The organism is Robinsoniella sp. (assembly GCF_034124845.1).
This window is the reverse complement of record NZ_JAWYAJ010000191.1, coordinates 1-24,733: the sequence shown is the minus strand read 5'-3', so window position 1 is coordinate 24,733 and position 24,733 is coordinate 1. Positions and strand designations below refer to the sequence as shown.

General features: G+C 41.5%; 18 protein-coding genes and 1 pseudogene. All 19 read right to left on the bottom strand.

The genetic code is table 11. The features are described 5' to 3' along the window. Positions 1-136: 136 nt before the first annotated feature. Positions 137-1,516 carry an ABC transporter substrate-binding protein gene (locus ACH2DQ_RS08950; RefSeq protein WP_394915246.1) on the bottom strand — a complete coding sequence of 460 codons (1,380 nt, stop codon included), beginning with the start codon at positions 1,514-1,516 and terminating at the stop codon, positions 137-139. Positions 1,517-1,795: 279 nt separating this feature from the next. Continuing rightward, positions 1,796-2,890: a glycoside hydrolase family 172 protein gene (locus tag ACH2DQ_RS08945; RefSeq protein WP_394915245.1), complete on the bottom strand. Its 1,095-nt coding sequence runs from the start codon at positions 2,888-2,890 to the stop codon at positions 1,796-1,798. Between the two features lie 199 nt (positions 2,891-3,089). Then, positions 3,090-3,914, bottom strand: coding sequence for a carbohydrate ABC transporter permease (locus ACH2DQ_RS08940; RefSeq protein ID WP_395026433.1), 825 nt, complete (start codon positions 3,912-3,914; stop codon positions 3,090-3,092). A 37-nt stretch (positions 3,915-3,951) separates the two neighbouring features. Further along, positions 3,952-4,833 (bottom strand): carbohydrate ABC transporter permease, encoded by an 882-nt coding sequence (locus tag ACH2DQ_RS08935; protein WP_394915242.1) that lies wholly within the window; start codon positions 4,831-4,833, stop codon positions 3,952-3,954. Positions 4,834-4,905: 72 nt separating this feature from the next. Continuing rightward, positions 4,906-6,255 carry an ABC transporter substrate-binding protein gene (locus ACH2DQ_RS08930; RefSeq protein WP_394915241.1) on the bottom strand — a complete coding sequence of 450 codons (1,350 nt, stop codon included), beginning with the start codon at positions 6,253-6,255 and terminating at the stop codon, positions 4,906-4,908. Positions 6,256-6,358: 103 nt separating this feature from the next. After that, positions 6,359-6,592, bottom strand: coding sequence for a DUF6783 domain-containing protein (locus tag ACH2DQ_RS08925; protein WP_394915240.1), 234 nt, complete (start codon positions 6,590-6,592; stop codon positions 6,359-6,361). Between the two features lie 23 nt (positions 6,593-6,615). Further along, positions 6,616-8,121: a response regulator gene (locus ACH2DQ_RS08920; RefSeq protein WP_394915239.1), complete on the bottom strand. Its 1,506-nt coding sequence runs from the start codon at positions 8,119-8,121 to the stop codon at positions 6,616-6,618. Between the two features lie 21 nt (positions 8,122-8,142). Further along, positions 8,143-9,903, bottom strand: a complete 1,761-nt coding sequence (locus tag ACH2DQ_RS08915; protein WP_394915238.1) for a sensor histidine kinase — start codon at positions 9,901-9,903, stop codon at positions 8,143-8,145. A 970-nt stretch (positions 9,904-10,873) separates the two neighbouring features. Further along, positions 10,874-12,676 (bottom strand): sensor histidine kinase, encoded by a 1,803-nt coding sequence (locus ACH2DQ_RS08910; RefSeq protein WP_394915237.1) that lies wholly within the window; start codon positions 12,674-12,676, stop codon positions 10,874-10,876. A gap of 24 nt (positions 12,677-12,700) precedes the next feature. Next, complete coding sequence (locus tag ACH2DQ_RS08905; RefSeq protein WP_394915236.1) at positions 12,701-13,528, bottom strand: carbohydrate ABC transporter permease; 828 nt, start codon at positions 13,526-13,528, stop codon at positions 12,701-12,703. Beyond that, on the bottom strand, positions 13,528-14,388 hold the full coding sequence (locus ACH2DQ_RS08900) for a carbohydrate ABC transporter permease (protein ID WP_395026427.1): 861 nt from the start codon (positions 14,386-14,388) through the stop codon (positions 13,528-13,530). The genes ACH2DQ_RS08905 and ACH2DQ_RS08900 overlap by 1 nt, the downstream gene beginning before the upstream one ends. Before the next feature lie 63 nt (positions 14,389-14,451). Next, the gene (locus ACH2DQ_RS08895) at positions 14,452-15,837 is read right to left on the bottom strand and encodes an extracellular solute-binding protein (protein ID WP_394915234.1); all 1,386 of its coding nucleotides are present in this window, start codon (positions 15,835-15,837) and stop codon (positions 14,452-14,454) included. 102 nt (positions 15,838-15,939) lie between these two features. Further along, positions 15,940-18,021, bottom strand: a complete 2,082-nt coding sequence (locus tag ACH2DQ_RS08890) for a hypothetical protein (RefSeq protein WP_394915233.1) — start codon at positions 18,019-18,021, stop codon at positions 15,940-15,942. Positions 18,022-18,047: 26 nt separating this feature from the next. After that, on the bottom strand, positions 18,048-19,511 hold the full coding sequence (locus ACH2DQ_RS08885) for a response regulator (RefSeq protein WP_394915232.1): 1,464 nt from the start codon (positions 19,509-19,511) through the stop codon (positions 18,048-18,050). Positions 19,512-19,727: 216 nt separating this feature from the next. Beyond that, positions 19,728-20,765: a GNAT family N-acetyltransferase gene (locus ACH2DQ_RS08880; protein ID WP_395026422.1), complete on the bottom strand. Its 1,038-nt coding sequence runs from the start codon at positions 20,763-20,765 to the stop codon at positions 19,728-19,730. After that, the gene (locus ACH2DQ_RS08875) at positions 20,762-21,325 is read right to left on the bottom strand and encodes a PadR family transcriptional regulator (RefSeq protein ID WP_395026420.1); all 564 of its coding nucleotides are present in this window, start codon (positions 21,323-21,325) and stop codon (positions 20,762-20,764) included. Before ACH2DQ_RS08875 ends, ACH2DQ_RS08880 begins: the two co-directional genes overlap by 4 nt. 209 nt (positions 21,326-21,534) lie before the next feature. Beyond that, a complete protein-coding gene (locus ACH2DQ_RS08870; RefSeq protein ID WP_394915229.1) occupies positions 21,535-22,497 on the bottom strand; it encodes a phosphoglycerate dehydrogenase in 963 nt (320 codons plus the stop codon). A 3-nt stretch (positions 22,498-22,500) separates the two neighbouring features. Then, positions 22,501-23,469 (bottom strand): dihydrodipicolinate synthase family protein, encoded by a 969-nt coding sequence (locus tag ACH2DQ_RS08865; protein ID WP_394915228.1) that lies wholly within the window; start codon positions 23,467-23,469, stop codon positions 22,501-22,503. Beyond that, positions 23,453-24,733, bottom strand: a pseudogene (locus tag ACH2DQ_RS08860) (hypothetical protein); the annotation flags it as partial. The gene ACH2DQ_RS08865 and the pseudogene ACH2DQ_RS08860, both read right to left, overlap by 17 nt.

Genomic DNA, 24,733 nt, shown 5'->3' with positions numbered 1-24,733 from the left:
TCACATTTTCTTTCAACTTTTTCCTGTCTGAATATCCAGTACCGCCAATATTTTAGCGCTGGTTTGATTTTCAGATAGTACAGGGTAAAAAAATGAGGTGCTGCCTGAATGAGACAGCCACCTCTTTTTCAACCATTTAGTTCCACATTCCAAGCTGCATCGCTGCCTTTTTGCAGTCTTCATCATAAGCTTCTGCCGCTTCTTTGGCATTTGTCTGTCCGCTGCCGATCTCGCTGCATATCTGCGGGCAGTTTGCACCTTTGATTGGGGTTAGATATTCCAGAGCCGGTGCTGTATTTCCTTCCGTGTAATATGCCTGTACCTCTTTGATAATTTCCAGTGAATCTCCCTTCGGCTGATAACCGGTATGGAAGCCGCCTGCTGGTGAATAGAAGGAAGTCAGGGTATCCATTCCCTCATCGGATGCATACCATTCCAGGAATGCCTGAATTGCTTCTGCATTTTCACTGTTTTTATTTCCATAGATTCCGTTGGATGGCCAGATGGTAAGACCGGTCTGTTCCTCTGTATCTCCTGGCAATGCGAAAAATCCAAGTTTGTTTATATCATCTCCATAAGTCTCACTCCAGGTCGGGATCTGATTGGAGAAATTAATCAGATGCCCCACTTCATTGGTAAATATTCTCTCTGCTATTTCTTCGATGGTCACGGAAGCACAGTCCTCATTAAAGTATGGCACCAATGATTCATATCTTTCCCAGGTCCTTAGTCCTGCTTTGGAATCTGCAAATTTTACATTACCAGCAGTAAATTCTTTTGCAAAGTCAGGCTCATCATGCATAATCTGGAAATTATCTGCCAGGAATGGAAGCTGGGCATATACGACATCTTTCAGTGCTGTTCCGATTCCGGTAACTCCTGCATCCTTTAATACTTTCAGGTTATTCTGGAACTCATCCCAGGTCTTCGGTACTTCCAGGTTGTGTTCTTTATAGAGTTCTTTGTTATAATAAACGCCGGCTCCCATACTGTCACACTGGGGAATACCGTATAAGACCCCGTCTACACTGGCTGCCTGGGTGAAAGCATCATCAAAAGTCTTTGCCATATCCGTATTGGTAAGGTCAATAAAATATTCGGAAGGATTCAGGGATGAAAGGAGGCTTCCGGTATTATAGATCAGCAGATCCGGACAGTCACCTGTAGCAAGCCTTGTCTTCACCACATTATCTTCTTCACAGGGTTCAATATCGATTTTAAATCCAAATTTTTCTTCCGCGACCGCACATGCCTGGTCTAAGACTCCTTTGGGTGTGGCAGATGAACGATTGAGCAGAGTTAACGTGACGCCTTCAAACTGTTTGTCACCTGATTCTGACTTACCTTCTTCCTGTGATGTCTCTGCCTTGCTTTCATCCTTTGCTGCTTCACTGCCTGCCGCAGTTGTCTGTTGTTCATCCGCTTTGCTGTCACTTTTTGAATTTCCGCATCCTGCTAAGCTGACACATGCCATTGCGGATGCTAACAATAATGCTATTAATTTCTTCTGTTTCATAATTTGTTTCCTCCCGTTTTTTGATAAATAAATCCTATCATATTCTGTCTGTGTTTGAACATGGACATTACACTAAAGAGCATAGATAAATATTTATTTTTACATGGGGAGAACTTTTTATCCATGGATTTTATCAGAATCTCCATGGAATATGTGATCAGGGGAGAAATTTATCCTTTATCATGACACAAGAAAAAGTTTGTGCATCGGAATGCGCAAACTTTTTCTATTAAATTTCCTCTATTATAATTTCTTTTAACAATCTATTTTAATTTGTCATTAAATTTTCCCCTCCCAGTTAAACTCTTCTTCGTCTATGGGCAGCCTCTTTTCCACCGGCAGTATCTCCGGAAAAGATGCATGGGGTTCTGTCTGGTACCAATATGCCGTTGTGGACCAGTCGTCACTTCTGTGATTGTCATGTCCATGTTCAATTGTGACTTTGATGGACTTATCGAACATGATCGGGTCCTGGATATGATAACGGTAATAAGATATTTTTCCTTTCCAGTTGTCGTCACCCCCCAGGATCAGCCCATGATAGGGTGCACTGTATTCCTGCTGAGGGCACCATGCCATATTTACGTAGTCTTCTGTTCCGGTTCCGTGGAGTCTCGGAGGCCATGGCTCCCCATCGATAAAGATCATGTCATCCCCTTCACCCGGCCAGTCCCAGAGTCCATTGGCATTCAGATTATGTATATTAATATTACAGCCTACATAATGGCCCTTTCCGGCAGCTTCAAATAAGACATAGTTGTCTTCGCCTGTTAAGTTTGCCCCTTCAAAACACCAGTCTCTGTGGGTTTCAAAGTTCTCTTCTGTCACACCCCTGGTGGGCAATTCCCGATTCCACAATGCATGGAAGCGAAGCATTTCTTCCGGTAACTGCTCATACTCTTCATAATCTATATAGAAGTATAAGATTAAAGTGGATTCGCAGTCATTTACCACAGTGAGATGTGCACGCCTTGAAAAAGGCATGGGAAACCAGCAGTTAAATGCACGACCGTCTTCCGGGCTCATCTGCAGCGGTGCACTTACAAAGTTCTTGCACATGGCATGCCCCATCCCAAAGAAATCCCCTATAGGAGCCTGTACGCTTGGTTCCTCTTCATTGTCCCAGTAGAATTTCAACACCGGTTTTCTGAGATTATGCTTTTCCTGGACAAACCCATCGTTTGCCAGCGTAAACCATATGTGATTAATGCATCCCGCCCCTTTAATATCACAGATCGTATAAGTATCTCCCGGCTGGATATAGACACGGTCATCATTGCCGCCTTTTCTATCATAGCTGGATACCCTTTTACGCTTGCTGTCCCTCTTAATTGCCAATGTATTTAATGATGATGGAATGTTTGAATAGTTCATATTTTCACCTTATACTGCAGTCTGAAGCCTGTTGGAAGTGGCGCTTACTGATGGCAGGAATCCACTTTCAAACGTGCCTTTTCTGCAATACCGCCCTTTGTGCGGGAGTAAGACCCGCGGGCGTTCCTTTCTTTTTATTTTATAATTAATTTTCTGTATCTGCATTGTTTATTAAAGTTCTTTTTCCCTTGCATACGTCTTATCCTTTAATACCAGCCGTTTTAATACCGTCCGTAATGTATCTCTGGAATACGAAAAACAGTATGATGATGGGCAGTGCCGCAATGCAGGAAGCTGCCATAACAAGATTCCATTGTACAGACTGTGACGTTTTAAAATTGGCAATTGCAATCTGTACCAGCCACAGGGTTCTGTCCTGTGCGATGATTAAAGGCCAGAGGTAATTATTCCAGTTTGCCAGAAAGAATGATATTGCCAGGGTTACTGCTATGGGCTTTGACAGAGGAAGAATCACACGCCAAAAAACTCCAAAGTAGGATGCTCCATCTATTTTTGCCGCCTCTTCCAGCTCCTTTGGAATCCCCAGGAAGAACTGTCGGAACAGGAAGATGCCATAAGCATTGGGGATCATGGGAATTATTACCCCCCACAGATTATTAATAAGATGCATTTTCTGTACGATGATAAACAGCGGTATCATAATAACAGAAAACGGAATCATCAATGTGCTGAGAATCCATGTAAATATTACATTCTTCCCCATGAAGTTCAACCTTGCCAGTGCATATGCTGACATTGCATGAAATATAAGAGCTGCAACCGTTACAATGATTGCTACAAAAAAGGAGTTGTAGATATATCCCCCAAAGCTTTCTTCCTGAAACACCGTCCTGTAATTATCCAGTGATAATGTGGATAATTCGGGCAGAATATCCATATTAAAAATATCCCCTAAGGGTTTAAACGAGCTGATAACCAGAAAATATATTGGAAATACAATAATAATCGCTATGATGGCAGCTATCACAATTAGAATAATCTGCTGCCTGGTCTTTTTTTTCATGATAATCTCCCATCCGCCTGCCTGTGCAGACCTTAAACTAATCTTCCCCGCCTTTTAAAATTCTCATTTGAAGTAAGGTAAAAACCATAATAACCAGGAACAATACAAATGCCAATGCTGAGGAATAGCCCATCTGGTTTGTCTCAAATGCCTGCCGGTAGGTGTATAAAACCGAAGTAGTGGTCGCATTTGCCGGTCCTCCTGCCGTCATAACTTTGATCTGGTCGAACGCCTGAAAGGATGCGATTGCGCACATGACCACTACGAATACGGTAGTATCCTTCAGCAGTGGAAGTGTTATGGTGAAAAATTTACGGATACTGCCTGCCCCGTCAATATCTGCCGCTTCATAATATTCTGCTGGTATATCTTTCATGGCTGACAAAAATAATATGGCATTATACCCCAATACCAGCCAAACACCAACTACCACTACTGAAGGCAATGCCTGGGTGGTGGATGCCAGGAACTTTTGATTTTCACCTCCGCAGAAACGGATAATCTGATTTAAGAATCCTTTCATGGGATCATACATAAAGGACCACATCAGACCGGCGATAACCGTGGAAATTGCATAGGGAACAAAGAATGCTGTTCGAAAAAAAGACTGTACTCTTTTGTTCAGGCTGTTTAACAGGCTTGCAACCAACAGGCTTAAGCAAAAGACAGCTGGTACATACATGAAGGTATATTTCACAGTTACCCACAGACTTTTCAGGAACAAATCATCACTCAGTAACTTTTTATAATTTTTCAGCCCTGCAAAGGTCATTGCGGACAGCCCCGTCCAGTCGTGCAGGCTGATATAAAAAGCATACAGAATCGGAATAAAGACAAAGACCAAAAGTCCCAGAACATCCGGCAGAAGCATAGCATATGCCGTGATTGCTTCTCCTTTATTAATTTTACGTTTTTTCATGCCACCCCTCTTTTCTGTACCGCTGATACAGTGTTTGCACCCTGTATCAGCCAATCTATATATGTGGTCGTATTACAATTCTCCATCATACCCGGCAAGGAATTCATTAATTTTATTCTCAGCCTTGATTACTTCCTCTGTAATATCCGTACTGGTGTCAAAATATGCTGCCTGGAGCAGGTCCTGCAAGATAGTTGATATCTCCGCCGGAAGCCTTTTCTCTGCTTTCTCCGTTCCGAAGATCTCATTGGTAAATACAGATCGCAGACCTTTCTGGTAAATATCACTGTTGTTTTCAACAACTGATTTTCTTGGTGAGTAGGCAAATTTTACTTCGGTACACCATTCTTCTGCATGGGATGCGTCATCTGCGAACAGCCAGGCGGCAAATTTAGCAGCTTCTTTTGGATATTTTGAATTAGCATTAGCACATACTTTCCAGCCGCCGGCTACGGTAGATGCATGACCGCCTTCCGGAACCGGAAGCGGAACCAGTCCAACATGATCAATAAAGTCGGGATATTCCTGTTCCAGCTTTGTAATTGCCCAGGAACCATTGATCTGCATTGCCGTCTCTCCGTCTGCCAGGATACCAATCTCCGTATTATTCCGGCTAGGCTTCAGATTTGCAGATCCCTCTTCCAGCATTTTCCGTTTCAATTCTAAGTTTTCAATCACGCCTGGCTGATTCAGCTTGGCGGCTGTCTTCTCCTCATTAAATACATCGTTATCGGTCTGCCACAGGAATGGATACCATTCAAATAACTGATGGGTTCCCTTCACGGTTTCAAACGTAAGTCCCGATCTGGTATCCGTTGTTAATGCTTTTGCTGCATCATACATCTCATTCCAGGTCTTGGGCGCCTCCATATTTACTTCTTCCAAAGCCTGCTTATTATAATACAATCCCAAAAATTCCATTTCAAAAGGAATTGCCAGAATATCTTCTCCTATTTTCACACCATCCAGGGATGATTCGGAAAAATCTGATAACACTTCCGGTTTTATATAATCATTTAATGGTGCCAGAATATCAGAGTTTGCATATTTCAAAAATAATCCCGGCGCTACCAGAAAGACATCCGGTCCTGTACCGGAGGCAAATGCGGTAGCCATCTTTGTCCCGTTATAATCTTCCCAGGGAATCTGTTCCATTTTAACGTGGACATCAGGATTTTCTTCATTGTACAGATCTACGTATTTCTTAAAGAAATCGTATTCCGCATTTTCCTGGAACATCCAGAATGTAATCTCTTTGGCATCTGCTGATTTGGTTTCATTGTCAGATGCTGCGGTTTTCCCCTGTGTATCACCGGTTTCCTTTCCCGGCTCTTTCCCCATTCCTTTGCCACATCCGGACAGCATCCCTGCCACCATTGTCAAAGCCAATACACCACATAATACTCTGCTTCTCTTCTTCATAAGAATCCTCCTAATCTCTCGGCATTCTGCAATGACTGGCGACGTCTTTCCAGTTCCCTGCTTTTCTTTACATTTGTATTATAGCTTTTCTGTATTTTAATTACTATTTTAAATATTTTACATTCGGTTTGTTTTTTTCATATTTTAGATAATTATTGATGAAGGCGGCTCTATAGCGTGTTTTAAAATTCATTCCAGCCATCTGCACGCCCCACTTTGCGCTATATTTGCCCCTCGCGGCAGCCGCCAGGTGAACCTGACTGCAAACCCGTCTGACTCGTCGCCCGCAGTAATAAAAAAAGTGGCTGCAAAAACCGTATTGGTTCTGCCCCCACATTTTTTATCCCATGATAATGAACCTTACAAATACTGCCGGTATTCAGCCGGCGTCACTCCCACCTGCTTTTTAAACAAAGTTGTAAAATACTGAGAATTGGTGTAACCAACCTGTTCTGCAATATGATAGACCTTCTCATTCGTGCTGACCAGCAGCTCCTTTGCCCGTTCCATCCGCCTGTAGGTAATGTACTCCACAAAGTTCATTCCCGCCTCTGACTTAAAATAATTACTCAGATATCCTACGGATAAATTTGCATACTCCGCCACTTCCTGCAATGATATATCCCGGGTGAAATTATCATCCACGTACTTCATAATATTGTTCATCCGGTAAGATTTTGTTTTATACTCCTTCATCTGGCGGATTCCTGCCGATATCTCCGATATATTGCTGGTTAATACTTCTTCCAGCTCTGAAAAAGTTTTCATTTCTTCAATGTTTGAGACAAATGTCAGGATATTCTTACTATACACGCCATCTATGCCAAAGGATTCACACAGTCTGTCTAAATTGGTCCCCAGAAACATCATATGATTTTTAAGACGCAGTATGCTGCAGCTGCTTTCCTTATAAACTTTCATCAGGTCTTTAATATGTGCCCAAAGACCTTCTTCATTCAGACTTTTCATCGCATTTACCATCCGTTCCATAATCTCTTTTGGAAAACGGATTTCCTGGTCCATCCGGTCCCTGTCATAGGTAAAAATGGTCTGGAACCGCTCATAAATGCAGTTCTTCAGGGCAATCAGCGCCTGCATATACTGTTCTTTTACAAGCAGATAGTCATCTGTTTCCCCACTGATTCCGGCAAGAATTTTACAATTGTAATGAATCAGGAGCCGTTCTGCTATCTTTGCAAATTCTTCCGGCTCCCATTCCCGGTTCCAGATCAATACCGACTGCTTATCAAAGCAGTTATAAATATTAAGGTCCTCAGATAACTCCTGTTTTAACAGACGCTTCATACCGCCGGCTGATTTCAGGGCAGCGGCATTTACATACTGCGTTTCAATGATCATGACCCTGTACCGCTCTTCTTTTTCGGTAAACCCCAGCACCTTTAAATAATGCAGTTCCTCATCCTTAACGCTTGTTTTCAGCAGATTAAAGAAATGATTATCCTCTGCACTCTCCTCATTTTCTTTTCGTTTCTCAGCCCTCTTTTTTGCAATGGCATCCAATACCTGATAAAATTCTTCCTCCTCCACAGGCTTTAATAAAAAATCATAGACCTGATACTGCAGCGCTTTCTTCGCATATTCGAAATCTCCATAACCGCTTAAGATCACAAACTCCAGATTCTGGTAACGGTGTTTCAGATAATTGATCAGTTCCAGTCCATCCATATGGGGCATTTTGATATCTGTAACCACCACATCCGGCACTTCCCTGGTAAAAAACTCAATGGCATCTGCAGCCGATTCACAGCAGCCAGCCAGTTCATATTTATCACTGTATTCCTCTATCAGGCTGGAGATCCCTCTCCTTACTCTCGGTTCATCATCAACAACCAGTATTTTTAACATCTCGGTTCCCCCCTAATCTTATTAATCTTTCCCAGTAGTTTTCAAACACGCTCCAGGCGGGAAATGTATGATAATCACGGTCCCTTCTCCCGGTGTGCTTTCAATTACTAAACCATATTTTTCCCCATACAGCAGCTTCAGTCTTTGGTTGATGTTACTAAGTCCAATTCTGTCACTATCCTGTGATAAGACGTAAAAGATTCTTTCCCTGGTCATCCCTTCTCCATTATCGCGAATCCGAAGCACCGCATCTTCTCCTTCTTTTTCCCCGGTAATGAGGATATGTCCACCTTTCATCTGCCTGGAAAATCCGTGGGTCAGACAGTTTTCTACCAGGGGCTGAAGCAGCATTTTAAAGGTTTTGTACTCCAGGATGTCGGCATCGATCCGGAATTCAGAAGTAAATGCCTTTTCATAGCGCTCCTCATAGATATTCAGATAATTTTTAATACAGTTGATTTCTTCCTCCAGCGTTACAATATCCTCTTTTTTACTGATGGAATATCGCAGGATTCTGGACAGGGAGGTAATCATTTTACTGATATCCTTCGCCTTTAAATCCTTCGCCATCCAGTTAATGGTATCCAGTGTATTATACATGAAATGGGGATTTATCTGGGCGTTCAGCGCCTGAATATGATATTCCTTCTCTTTTTTATTTGCCTCATTATTCTTCTCAATCAGATTCAGGATACGGCCGTTCATATCATTGAAGCTCCGATACAGGCTTCCCACCTCATCCTTCTGGTCAATATATAATTTGTTCTTCATGAAATCCGGATCAGGCGTATTCATTACAACCACCATCTTCTGGATGGGTTTGATAATATACACCTGTATTGCTGCTGCTCCAAAGACACAGAAGAGGAGCACCAGCAGAATCTGTGCCGCCACAACGGATACGACCCACTCCCTCGTTTTCAGCACCTCATCTTTTTTAATCATAGAGATATAATTCCAGTCATTATAACCGGATGCCTGCTTTACAACGATGTAGTGATCGTCTCTGTAATTTTGTTCCGTATAGCTTTCATCCGATTTCAGGATATCAGACAGAATCTTTGCATCCAGGGAATCCGCCAAAGATGCATCATTACTCCAGATGATATTCCCCATATTGTCTGCAATTAGTAATGTTGACTGATCCTTCACTTCCAGTTTTTCAAATAACTCATCAAATAAATCAATGTTGATGTTCAGTATAAATTCTCCCCGATTTGCCCAGTTATGACTGATATCTTTTACCAGCATGGCACAGGATATGTAACTCATTTCCTCTTTGCTGCTCCCCTTTGGCTTCACCTGAAAGGTAGATATCCACCCCAGCCTCCCGTCAAGTTCATCTATTTTCTCCATCCATTCCGGGTGTGATCGGTAAATGTCAATATAAGACGCCCCGGAATAGCTGTCCTGAAAATAGGTTTCTCCATTTGCCGCAAAAAAGTAAGCCCCGTCAATATGATCTGCACTTTTAAGCAAATTGCGCAAAAATTCCGTAATCTCCACATAATCAATCGGGATCTTCTGGTCTTTATTCAAATTCTTTAAAATATCTTCATCATTATAAATCGTGCCGATAATTCTCTCGTATTCTTTTAGCTGGATTTCGGCTGCCTTTGATACCACCGATAATTGATTATACTGGCTCTCATACTCTTTTTGCAGCCAGCTGCTGGTAATCATATTGTACAGCCAGAAGCTGATGCAGCAAAAAGGCAGTATGATAAACACCAGCAATATCAGAAAAAACTTTTTCTTGATAGACAGATCATTGAATTTCAACAGCATGCCCCCCTATAGCGTGTTAGATGAATGTTAATTTATTTTATTATTATGGATATATTGATTTTATTATATATGGTTGCGGGGGTTTGTACAACTCTATTAGGCGGTGTGGTGGATGTAATATATTTATAAAATCAAAAAAAGGAATGACACTGTTTAAACGATCTGGAATGGTTCAGATCTTTTTAACAGTGACAATCCCTATTTACAAAATATGAAGTTTGCATCCATAACATCATTACATAACCTTTTTCCATCCTGATTAATTTATTCCCACGAGCAACGAGCCAAACGGACACGCTGGCGCAAATTGGCGACTGCCGCGAGGGTCAAAAACCCCTTTTATAATAAAGTTGTCCTGATAGTCATAGACCGAAACCCGCTATAAGAAGCCCTCCAGCATATAATTCTGCAGCACAGACTGTGCAGATATCTTCTTTTCTCTTTCAAAATTCTTTACTATAAAAAGCTTACAAAAGCAATAAAAAGGGGCTTAACTTTTATTGAAATACATGATATAATAACATTAAAGAAACAACCGCCCACATGGTGGTTGACCTCAAAGTGATAGAAAAACCACCCATCTCGGTCAAGGTCAGGGTGGTTTTTCTATGTAAGGATTACCTACAAAACGTAAAAACGAATGTAAGTAATGCCAAAAGGAATATACCAAAGGTCATTAAATCCTTAAAATCAAAATGTTTATTATTCTGATTCTTCATAGGCACCACCTCCATTCCAAAAGAATAGAGGTCAAACTCCCTGCACACGGTTGCTCTATATCATTCTAGCATAACTTTCTTTAATCGACAAGAATCCTCCGTATACATTTTTTGAAGTTTTGATATTTTTTTCTGTACAGGGTTAACCTTGAACGTCCATATTGGGTTTGGTCGCCTAAAACATTTTAACACAAAGTAGTGTTTTCTTTTTAGCTAGCTCCATGAACACCAAGATAAATGGATATTTAAATGCTGCCCCACGGCGCTGATATCACCACCTCTGCCCCCTGCTTGATATTACTAATCTCAAGGTCTGCACATTCTCCATAGCAGAGCATCAGCCGAAGATAGGTGTTAACAATCCCCATTCCACCTATTTCCAATTCCAATGATTCCTTTTCTACAAATAATTTGTTTCGTACCCGGCTCATCTGACTCTTGATCTCCGATAAAACATCCGCATTAAAACCTTCCCCACTGTCCTTTACTGTGATCTTCCATTCGTTTTCTTTTCGGATACCATAAATGGAAACGTACATGGTTCTGGTCGTATTTCTATATCCATGATTCAGAGCATTTTCTACCAGGGGCTGCAGGATCATTTTGGGCATTTCCATTTTGAGCAATTCATCATCTACCTCTACCACACACTTCAGTCTGTCCTCAAACCTTTTTTCCATTAACATCAAATAATTTTTTGTATAGTCAATTTCATCACTTAAAGTAACCGTCTTCTGTGCTGTAGAAGTGGAGTAACGCAGAAGACTTGCAATTGCCTCACAGATTTCTCCAATTTCATAATTTTCCTGCTCCATTCCTTTATTAGAGATCATATTAAGTACATTAAACAGGAAATGCGGGTTAATCTGTGCCTGCAGCATATCCAGATTTGCCTGCAGTACCAGAGAATGATTCTGTATCTCACGCTCAATGGAATCATTCAGTCTGGTTCTCAGATCCTGAAAAGACTGATTCAGCGACTCAATCTCATCGCCTTTATTTTTTAACACAATCTGTTCCGGCAGATTACGAATCTCTATTGACTCCATACACTGCTGCAGTTCCCGGATAGGTCTTGTCAGATACTTTGAAAAAACACTCATACCAATAAAGGCAATAAAAGCACTGATTAACCCAATCGCAATGACAATCCTGCGCATATCGTATACCGGACTCATTAATTTACTGTAATCCTGTACAAGTAATATTGTAATATCCCAATCGTGAATTATTTTTTTACCAGATATCTCTTTATTATTCAATTGGGGATTTTCATAGTCCGTAACCTGATCCATTTCCTTCTTAGCGTCCTTCTTAGCAACTTCCTGATAATACTCCAGCAATCTTGTATCTTCTACATTTTTCTGATATAATACCTGATCTCCATTTAAAACAACAATACGATAATCTTCTTGCTGGGGCAGAATAAATATATTTTCAAACTCTTCGTTTTTTACCTGTACTTCAATATACCCCATGTCAATATTGTGGCCTCTTAACACTCTTGCCAGACCAAAGACTTTCTGGTGTGAATTTTCCCAGGGATCATCATAGGGTGCAATCAAAATACTTTTCCCCTGGGCCCGCTGCGCCTGTTCTGCCCACGGCAGTTGATTTACAATACTCTTACTGTTTTGTGGTTTGACATAATTATTGTTATTACTGGTAAAAAAATCTCCTTTTTTATTAAATACATTTACCCCATAAAAATTCTGGGACAGTGAATCCCGGTGTATAATTTGATTAATATTAACTCTGGCTTTATTAATGTCATATGCATCTTCTATCGTATCAGGTTTAATGTAAGTAATGGTGGCCATTTCCTCCATAAACTCCCTGCTCGCAATAAAATCCCATGAAATAAATTCCATGGGTTTTAACAATTGACTCAGTTGATTTGCCAGTTTATCTGTCATGACCTTTAAATTCTCTTTACTGTTTTTTTCCAGCGTCTCTGAACTGTAGTAATAGAAAACAAAACTGATTGCCATGATTAATACAATTGTAACGATGGAGAATGCTGCAAAAATTTTATTACGAAAGCTCATACGACTGCCCCTCTTTGCTTTTGATCATCCCTTGACAGCACCAGACGTCATTCCACCAATTATCTTCTTATTAAATATGAGAAATAATATTAGCGGCGGAATTGTAATCAAAACAACGTCTGCAAATACTAAATTCCAGGAACTTGCATACTGCCCCATAAAATTGTAAATTGATGTCTGCACGGTGACATTTTTCGCTCCTGGAAAAAAGTATAAAGGATTCACAAAGTCATTAAATATATTAACGGATACCAGAATAATTACAGTGGATGTTACCGGTTTTAATAAAGGAAAGATAATATTAATAAAAAACCGCATTCGTCCGCATCCGTCCATAAGTGCTGCCTCATCTAATTCCTTTGGAATTGTGGCAATGTAACCTTTGTAAACCATTATGGAAAATGGTGTAAACAGTGCTACTTCTACTAATATAATGCCAATCAGTGTTTTAAACAAGCCAAGCCCGCTCAGCACCCATATGGTAGGAACAATAGCCGGAGGCATCATGAGTCCAAGCATAAACAACAGATTAATGATTGTTACCGGCTTGCCTTTACGTCTCTGCAGTACAAATGCAGCCATGGAACATACGATAATCATGATTGCCAGTGAGAAAAAAGTAATCAGTGCACTATTGTAAAACCCCCGGATAATCATCCCATGCTTTGTCTGCAGTACCGTTAAATAATTTTCTGCGATATGTAATGTCTCAGGCAGACTCATACTCATTTCTCCTGCCTCCATCTTATCCTTAAAGGATGTAAGCAGTACGAAGAGAAATGGAACTCCAAAGATTAAAAGAGACAGCAGAACTGCCGATGCTTCTATTAATACACAACGGATCCGTTTCACTATAATTCCACCTCCTTTTTAGTCAGGCTTATATATAATGGTACAATTACTATTGAAATTAACAGGAATAAAATGACGTTTCCCGCAGTGGATATACCATAAAACCCGGCAGAATACTGTTTGTATATAATTGATGCCAGCTGATCACTGGCAAATCCGGGTCCTCCCTTTGTCATCGCCCAGACTAGTTCAAAGCTTTTCAACCCTCCGATTAAAGATAACAGGATTACTGTATTTCTGGAAGAACAGGACAGGGGAACCGTAATATTCCAGAATTTATCCCATGCATTCCCACCGTCTGCCATAAGTGCTTCATTGTATTCCTGGGGTATTGCCATAATTCCCGATATATAGATAACGGTTGCAACTCCAACTCCTTTCCAGACATCCACAAAAGCTACGGACAGAAGTGCCAGTCCCGGATTTCCCAGCCAGTCAACCGATGGAAGGTGCAAAGCATTTAGAGCCTGGTTAATCAGTCCCCGTGTGGGGTGCATTAAACTCAAAAACGTTATTCCCACTGCCAACCCGCTGATAAGATTTGGAAAATACACAATTGTTCTGACAAAATTCTTGGTCTTTAACTTGGAACACAAAAAGTTAGCCAGTAAAAGTCCCAGTACAACCTTTGAACCAGATGTTACGAAAGCATAAATAAATGTGTTCTTAAATCCAATCGATAAAGACGGCTCCATTAAAAATGTTTTAAAGTTATCAAACCCTATGAACTGCCATTCTGTTAACGTCCACCTGGTGAAACAAAAGAAAAAGGAAGACAGCATTGGAATCAGAAAGATGATTACAAAAATAATCCCAGCCGGTGCCAAAAATAAGTAAGAGTAAAATTTTTTATTCATCATTACCTCCATCATCATTTATAAAAACAGATCTGCAAGACATCTGCAGACCTGCTTAAATAATTTTTACCAGCCTTCAAGTCCCAACTGCTTTGCCTGTTTGATTACGTCCTGATCATAAGTTTCTGCACATTTCTTTGCATCTGTCATATTGCTTGCACACTCTACACATATCTGCGGCAGATTAGGTCCTTTTACAGGCGACTCAAATTCCAGCGCAGAAGCAATTTTCCCGGATTCAAAATAAGGAAGCAGATCTTTTACTGCAGGATAAACGTCATCTGGTAATTCAACACCTTTTACAACATAAGGACCTAAAGGTTTCTCTGCTTTTGCGAATATTTCTACCCCTTCTTTTGATACAAAAAATTCAATCCATTTCTTTGCTGCGTCCAGATTTTCGGCGTTTTTGTTGATATAATAAGCATTCGGCTGCCATACAGTAAGACCATTTGGCTCAGCTGAATCTCCCGGCTGTGCAAACATGCCGATATCATTTATCTGGTCAGGATAAGATGCTGCAATAGACGCCAGAACCCCGGACAGCATAGGGAACATGACACCACTGCCTTGTGCCAGCATTTTATACGCATCTTCCGGCGTTGCAGCCAGAAAGTCCTCATTGAAATATCCCTTTTCCCCAATTTCATAAAGTTTTTCAAAACCTCTTAATGCAATCGGTGTTTCTGCAAAGTTTGCTTTATTAGCAGAATACTTTGCTGCAAAATCCGGCATTTGTGCCTGCACATTGTAAAAGTCAGAGAGCAGGACCAGCTGAGCCCATCCGGGACTTGCATATGCTCCGATTACAGGCGTCTTGCCTGCTTCTTTAATCTTTTCACAGTTTGCCAGTAGTTCATCCCAGGTCTTTGGCACAGTAAGCCCCAGTTCTTCATAAACTTTTTTATTATACATCCACGCACCAGCCTGTGTGGAGTTCGCCGGTACCCCATAGATTTTTCCCTCTACCGTCACGGTCTTTAGATAGCTTTCATCTATGTTGCTGATATATGATTCATTAGTGAGATCCAGAAAGTTTTTAGCAGGATCCATCGTGGTTAATAAGGAACCGGAATTAAAAAAAGTAATATCGGACATATCTCCTGTAGCAAATCTGGTCTGCCTTATGTTTTGCCCCTCTGTTCCACTTGGTATGTCTTCCACTTCGGTCACAATGTTATACTTTTCTTCTATCGCAGCGATGACTGCATTTAGCCCCTCGTGAGGAGTCTCACGATCCATCAATAAAGTAACCGTCTGCTGTTCATTACTATCTTCCCCTTTTGCCCCCTGGGTATCTGTGGCTTCAGATGTTCCGGCTGCTGATGTACCGGCATCCGTACCTTTTGCTGCATTGGTTTCTCCACCGGTACCACCGCCGCATCCGGCAAGCGACATCATAAGCATCGCCGCACTTATTATTAATGCTATCCCTTTACTTCTCTTCATCATATTCTTTTCCTCCTAACGATTGTTTGTAAAAGTATACTAACATGACTGTAAAATCAATTGTATAGACAAACTCACACAGCAAACCGGATTTTTCAGCACTCTTTAAAATATCATTGGCAATTGAGGCAGAATATCTCCTGCTTCCATCCCTTCCGGCAAATTTACTTTTTCTAACCGAACCTGATAAGGGGTTTTATTATCTATCTTTATCTGAAGCGCATCTTCCTCGCATTTCATTGCAACTTGCAGCATTCCACCGGCAACCTGCATCGAGTATTCCTGTACCCTGAGTATGGTAAAGTCGGGACACAAAATAACGGCCTTTTCACCGCAATCAATCCTGACGCCCGCCAAATACCGATAAAACAGCGTCAAAGGACCACCGCTCCATGCATGGTTTCTGGTACCCAGAATCGCAAAATCTTCCCACAAGGTTGCATTTTCATTTCGAATCAGAGGCATGTATCTGTTCATAATTCTGCTAAACGCACTCCTGGTATATCCCATCTTAAAAAGTGCTTCACTTACATAGACCTCCATATAAGGGGTGCAATTATAAGTTGTTATCAGAATTTTCTTAATATCCTCAAAGTGATCCTCCTTAGCTAATCCACTGAGAACTGCCAATGCATTTGCTCTTTCATCTACGATTTCACCCGATCCGTAATAATTGCCTTTCCAAAAATGCTCTTCAAATTTCTGCTCTATGGATGCCATACGATTTGTAAGGAAATCATGATGCTCCAGCCTGGACAGGCATTCCCCCGCACGTTTTGCAAATGAAAGCGCCATATAATACCAGGCATTTTCCAGCACAGTCTTATCCTGGTTATACAGATGGTCAAACCAATACCAGTCACCAGATCTGCTCTCTATGAGCCCCACTTCATTCATGCTCCACAGCCTGAGGTAACGAACCATAGGCTCAAAAGCCATTTCCAGAATCTCTGCATCCCCGGTAAATTCATAGTAGACGGATATCATCCCTAATTCACTGATTGCATTTAAACTTTGTGAGGGAAGTTCGCTAAAATGGATACCTGGTACATTACCCACCAGACAATCCCCTTTTCTTAATGATATGAAGTTATGTATCGCTTTCTTAAGCAGTAAAACCGCATTCTGATCCAAGGTATAAAAGATCTGAGGTGCCTGGACGGAGACATCCCCAATCCATTGTCCCCGCTCCCGGTCAGGACAGTCCATAAAATTATCCCTCATACAAAATTTTAATGTTCTGGCACATTTTTTAATTAAGATGTTGACTTCCTCATTATCGGTGTGCATGAGACTCATAAATTCCGTATCATACTCACAGATACGGTATCCAAGCCTTATAATGGCAACACTATCCGGGATATAAAAATGGAGTTCCTCACAAGCCATATAATCATAATTTAAGTATTGGTTATAACCTTTTTTACATATGTATTCCGTCCTGTGTCCGGCATATTGATGCATCTCATCGCCGGGTCCTCCATTTACTGTATAACGGTCATTTCTGATCTCTATGGTTTCGTTCCCCTCTGCTTCCACCTCCATATAAGCCATAACATGCAGGGCTGTAGGAAGCTTTACGACATATCTGCCATCTGTTTTCCTATAATCTACGGAAATGACAGGTGAAAAAGTAAGCAGCGGTACCGGACGCTCATAAAGACTCCCAAAATCTTCCCTACAGTGGGTAACGGCATCTTTAAGCATTTCATCATTTATCTCATCATTTGCATTATATCCAATATTGAAACCTCCGTATAAATAGGATGGTTCCCGCAGGGCTGTCTCAAAGAAACCTGGATGACGCAGACACTTCGTTGAGGAGTCACTGTATATGCCCAACTCTTCACACGCAAATATCAGACCTGCCGATTTAAGCGGCACATTGTTCCTTCCTCCGTTCCCATAATGCCATACAAGAACTTCCATAACATTCTGCCCTGCTTTTATAAAATCCGAAATGACAACCTTATCCACATACCCACTGTTTTTCCCATATGCGTCCCGGAACAGTCCTCCATCCAATACGCATAACTTCCGGTTTATAGATAAGAAATATCTGGTATCTGCTGATATACAAAGAATATAATCCCCTTCTTTTTCCACCTTAAAAACCTTTTTAAAATATACCCAGTCATTATCCAGGCGATTATTCTCTTCCCAAATCCATTCTGCACCTGTCAGCATCTCTATAATCCTCCCCATAATTAATTTTATTTTCTTTGAAAATCAGATGGAAGTTCTCCTGTAATATTTTTAAACACACGGCTAAAGTAAGCTGCATCTTCATATCCTACCAATTTAGCAATTTCCCATAACCGTAAATCAGGTTGTGCGCGCATGACCTCCTTTGCTTTATCTATTTTCATCTTCATAAAATATTCTTTAAATGAAGTTTTCTTATAAGTTCGGAACAGTCTGCTAAAATATGTCTGTGAAATTCCAAAGTAATCACAGACCATCTCCATGCTCAGAACTTCATTTATATGATTATTCAGATAATCTTCTATGGAATCCAGAAAGATTTCTTTACCTGTTTTTTCTGTTTCCGGCTTTCCCTGAGAGATACTTCTATGCAGAATAAACCAGAAACTCTCCATTAATTCCCCCATATTGTTGGCATAACAAACCGCCTCTTCCAGCAGCATACTGTCTTCCAGAGTATCTGTATGGATATATTTGGATGCAAAATAAAGAATTGTCCGCAGGCTTTTCTCAACATGAATAAGGGGACATTCATTTCTTTCCCACTCACTGAATAACCTGATTGTAGCTCTTTTCAGTTCCTCAACCTTATAATCCTTTATATAATGAGTCATCTGATCAACCACTGTGTCTGAGAGGACTACTGCCAAATCTTCCTGAGGCTCTAAACTGCTGATCTCAATAAATACTGTTTTTGATACTATTATTCTTGCATTTATTTCTTTTATCAGATTATGTACCGTATCTGCAAAGTCCTGAAGCATAATTTTTTTTGCTGAATAAACAGCAGTATAATATTCTCCCCCGCACCAGACCCGGGTAAACTCTTTCATTTTTGTAACGATATCCCTGTCTGCAATCAAAATAACCTCGGATTCATCTCTGCATGCCAATACCCAATAATGTCCCCCGGTATTCATATCAAAATTTATTTCCAGTTCATTTATCTGCATGCCATAGCGAAATGGAATACCTTTTTTACGAATTACCCCTACGTAATATCTGTCATTCATTAGATATCTGTTTATATCCGAAACTGTGTAATCATTTTTTACAATTAAATTTCGAAAACAGTCGTACTGTTTCTTTTGATACTTTTCATTTAACGTATCTCTTAGTTTATCCATGAGTGTATTTATCTTGTTTAAACTGATTGGTTTTAATAAATACTCTACGACACCATAGCGAATCGCACTTTGGGCAAACTGAAAATCCTGATATCCGCTGATAATGACAAGTTCTATATCCAGATTGCGCTCCCTGATCTGCCGAATGAGCTCAATACCATCCATAACCGGCATTCGAATATCAGAAAATACCATATCCGGGCATTTTTCTTCAATTAAAGAAAGTGCCTCTTCACCAGACCGTGCCTCTCCCACCACCTGCATATCCGGATAATGGCGGTCAATCATATTTTTCAGAGTACGAAGTGCTAATGGTTCATCTTCTGCAATAATTATTTTATACATATACAGCCTCTCTTAACTTTTTCTTCTCTATCATAACAGCTTGTGCCGGTAAATTATATGGATAAACAAACACACAATACTGTAATTTTCAGCACACCATTAATTGTATTTCAATAATACACTTTAGGACAATGGTTATTTTTACCATGCTTATACCATTCATTTAACAATATAAAAATAGCTGGCAGTCAGACTCATTCTAACTGCCAGCTATTTTTATATTAATATCCCCACCACAGAAATAATCATCGTCCCCACCGACAAGATCTTACTATATTTCCAAATCCGATTCCCTCCAAAACATGCAAAAGGATACATTGGAAGAGAATGAAGCAGGAGAAGCGTTGTTCCCAGAGCGCATACTTCCTGCCAGAATACGGATTGATCCTGCCATGCAGCTCCTGCTCCAACCAGCAGTAGTATCGCCAGCCATTCAAACAGTCCCTCCAATCCCATACTTCTGGAAAACTTTGAAGTACGCTGGTATTTCTCAGGATAAAAACGACCTGCCATTGGCCAATAACCGCCCAGTCCCGTGACAAGCACTGAAATCAATAGTCCGCCTCTGGTCACTCGGAAATGCCATTTTTCCCTTGACAGTAAAACAAATAACAGTCCTCCCGCCAAAGAAGATGCCAGTAAAACGGTAACTGCTGCTGCTTTTACTCCCAAATCTGTAATTCCACCCCCAAATAATAAAGACGGTAATAAAATCAGCAGATTTAAAAGTGCAAAAATGAAAATCTGCATAGAAACAGAGCTTCTTTTTACAGGTATCGTAGTCCAAATATCAAATCCGGTTGCGACGGCGAGGGTACTTTGAAACCACAGGCGTATTGTGCCGGTGATCCCATAGTGCTTCAGCATTTGCATATACCCCGTTATATGATAGCCATTGTTTTCAAATAGCTTCCAGGAAGCTACGTTGTCATCTTTTACAGTGGCAGCCGCCGTCTCACATCCCTGTTCTTTTAAAAACTGCGTTGCTTTTTGATAAAGCTGGGTTCCTACTCCCTTTCCGGCATATTTATTTTTTACAAAACAGGTTTCCACATACCCTATTTTCTGATTATTTTTAGCCGAAAATACTTTATAGGAAGCCATACCGGCAATCTCGTTATCCACAATTGCTAAAAATGCATTTTGCGGTTTTTGAAATGCGAGGCCTTCCACGATTCCAAAGCTTTGCCTGCCGGTTTTCCATACTAGTTCCGCTTCTTCTTTTTCCATTTTCCGTATTTGTAAGCCGATCAATATTCGTACTCCTCCATGCCTTTTAAAAACTGCCGATACCACTGAATCTCAAAGTTAAATACCGCTATCCCATAGTCTAATGTCGCTATCTGATATTGAATCCGGTCCATTGCCCACTGATCCTCTGTATATTGCTCCAGCTGAGGCGCAATGGATTGCATAATGTTTTCTTTTAATTTAACCAGGGACTGCTGCTCCTGGGTTATCTGCTCCAGATAGGTGTTCAGTAATGGGGCTCTTTTTTCCTTGTCCACCTGTCCCAGAAAAAACAGTTTTGCAAGTTCCATGTTCTTGGCCTTTTTGTGATTCATTGGCTGTTCTTCCCAATCATAAAAAGCACTGCGCCCTTTATCTGTAATGGAATACATTTTTTTATTTACTCCGTTTTCAACATATTCCTCACTGGTAATCATTCCGGCTGTCAATAATTTCTGCAGTGCAGCCTGAAGGCTGCCCGCACTGTCTGAGCACATTAATGAAAAATGATTTTTGATTCGGCTTCTCATCTCATATCCGGTCATATCCCGCATCATTAATAATCCTAAAATAATTTTATCCATCTGCTGCTCTATTCCTCCTTATCTCTTTGCAGTATCTCTAATAGATATATCTCTTTTAGAGATATTAACATGATGTGGAAACTCTGTCAACCATAAATTCACTCTTTTATTCATGCAAGAGCAGCAGGCGCTAAGAATATCCTTAACGCCCGCTGCCCCGGTCTCTGCTATACGTATTTTCTGCTAGATGTAATTATCACTCTATCTAATCATTCGAATACCACCAGCTTATTTTCCGGCTCTCTGCCCTCAAATATATCTATCAGCGCCTGTGCCGTCACCAATGAGGTCTCTTCGCAGTTCTCATAAGTCTCTGCCGATGTATGGGGAGTGGCTATGTATTGAGGAAAGGAAAACAGCGGATTAGCCGGATCTGACGGTTCCTGTTCAAATACATCCGTCCCCATCCCGGCAGCTTTACCCGATCTGAGCGCTTCCGCCAGCGCCTTCTCGTCTACCAGGCTTCCTCGTGCCGTATTCACCAGCAGAACTCCGTCTTTCATTTTTGAAATAGACCCTTCATTGATTATATGCCTGGTTTCTTCGTTTGCAGGCAGATGCAGTGAAATGATGTCGCTGTATTTAAGCACCTCCTCCATGGTTGCTAATTCTACTCCGTATATCTCTGCTTGTCTGTAATCCGGGAATTTATCACAGGCAATGATCCTGGGTCCAAAGCCCTGTAGTCTCCTCGCCACATTTCTGGCGATTGCACCAAATCCAAGAAGTCCCACCGTACATTTTCCCAGCTCGTGTGACATGATCCTATCCCATTTTCCCTCTCTTATACTATTGTTCAGACGGGGGATCTGCCTGGTCAGACACAGCATCAGGCTCACCGTCTGTTCTGCAACTGCGGAGGCATTCACACCCGGACAGTTTGTAACGGTGATCCCACAGGCTTTTGCTCCTATCAGATCAATATTGTCCACACCTGCCCCGAATCTTGCTATTCCTTTTAAGCGGGATGACAATCGAAATAGTCCTTCATTAAAGGTATCAACGCCTGCGATAACGCCATCTGCATCTATGATTAAGTCTTTTAATTCTTCGAACCGAAAAGGCCTTTGATGGGGATTCTCTATAATCTGGCATCCATAATCCGTCAGTAATTTTTTACCTGGACCACAGTAAAGGGAATAGTTTGTAGCAGTTACCAGTACCTTTTTCATTATTTACGCCTTTCCAGGAGCGGATGTACAAGTTTCTTTCTGACAGCTCTGGATCACCAAAGATTTTTTAAACCATGTTGTCAGGCGGTCCAGCTGTTCCACTTCTTTTCTCCCTGTGTCATCCAACAGCTCCTTGCCTTTGGTTCTCGTCTGGAGGGAATTAAAATTTCCGATCTCCATTTGATAATATTTTGCATTGACCGGATATGCCCTGCATTCAATAAAGGAAGCAACGGTGAGGAAATCATTCCATAGTCTTGCCCTTTGGGGCTGATCCCGGAAATGATCTGTGAGCCAGGAGTAAATTTCGGGATGGAAGTTCGCCATTACCCCACTGTATCCGCTTGCTCCCAGTTCCAGGGATTCCAGCAGAGTTGCCGAATTTGCATTAAACAGCTTTAATTGTGTTCCGTGGATTACCTTTAATTTCTCCTTTATATCTGTGATATCACAGCTGGTGTCTTTCAGGAAATAAAACCGTCCGGTGTCTGCGCACCACCTTAACAGCTTGGGGGACAGGATGCGTTTATATGGATAAGGGCACTCATAAAATCCAAGAGGGATGTCTTTTGGAAGCCGCTCCAGCAGATACTTCAGATTTTCCAGCCAGATTTCATCGCTTTGTGATTCCTCTGCCAATCGGTTCGTTAACAAAATAACTGCATCTGCGCCTGTCTCTGCTATGGCGTTTAATTCCTCTGCCTGATCATCCAGGGAATCAGAGATATGCCCGGAAGCTATGACCGCAGCCCTTTTATTTGCCCTCTCAGCCACAAACCTGGCAATGGATACCCGCTCTTCTCTGGATAAACAGAACATTTCACTGGACTGGCAGACTGCAAACAGCCCTGCTGCCCCGGCATCTATATACCAGTCCACCAGCTTTCCCAATGCTTCATAATCAACCTGATCGTCCTCTGTAAACGGCGTAAGCATTACCGGATATACGCCATCCTTAAATTTCTTCTCCATCAATTTTCTCCTTTTCTGCAATCCAATATTGGGGGGTGGTTAAAATCCCCATTTCCTTTAGCTGGTATTCATAACTCCATTTATTACCTGAAGTCCTCCAGAGATTCGGTCCATACCACTCTTCCGTTGCATCTGCGTTATGGACTGCTCCAAACGCATTGATGCGGTTCCCGTACAGGCGCAGAGTCAGTCGATGCCAGCCCTCATTTACCTCTCCCAGATCCAGAACATAAGGAGCAAGTGCAATGATTCCGCCTCTCTTACTATCTAGTGGCGTATTTACGCCGGGCGGCACTAGATCTACAGAAATAAGTGCCCCACGGTAATGGGATGTCTCCAGATAAAGCCTGCCCGACTTACAATAGACCGGCACTTCATAATCCATATTCCCCGCATAAAATGGGAATCCCTGATTTACAAAATTTCCATAACAGATCTCCCGGGGTATGTTTATCAGCTTCTTATTCCTGCCTGACACCTGTACACCAAAGTCACCGAGCAAATAGCACCATTCCACGTTTGTCTTCGCCTGAAACGCAATCTCCATCACCAACTGGTTTTCACCCTTTTTGATCCGCCCCAGAATTGTCTTACGGATACACGCATCTACATACCAGCCGGAGTCCTCCTCCGGTATGCGTTCACCGTTCCACACCATCCGGGCATTTTCAGGATGTTCCATGGCAAGTTCAGCCTGGTCCACTTCGATTTTTGAATAAATAGTAAATCTCAATTTTAACATATGGCAGGGTGTTTCTTCTGCTTTCTGCGTCCAGGGCTGTGCCAGGGCTTCCATGCGAAGCGGGTAACCCAGCTTACTCCGAAAAAGATTATCAATGCGAAGGATTTCTTCCTCCTGCATAAATTCTCCATCATCAAAAGCATATTCCGCCATATCCAGCAGACAAACATTGGGTTCCGACAGGCGATATGTTTCGGGCTTGGGCAGATATTTTTTATCTCTTACCATGGGATAAAAGTCTATATCTTGTCCGGTTTCCCCTGGGCATCTCATACACACCCCATTTTGCCCAAACTGAGTGCCTGCCACCGGTTCTGCCAGCCTTTCTTTTTTCAGCTCCAGCAGAAGGCTGTCATGCTGTGAACCAAAATAGATTATTTTTGTTTTATTCCCCTCATATTCCGCATGGAGCTCCCGTATGCCGCCGCTTAAGGTATCGTAGACCACAGGGCTGTAAATTCCCTCCACCCATATTTCCCACTTTTCCATATGGGTAATGTGTTCATTCCGGGGCTTGTTGAC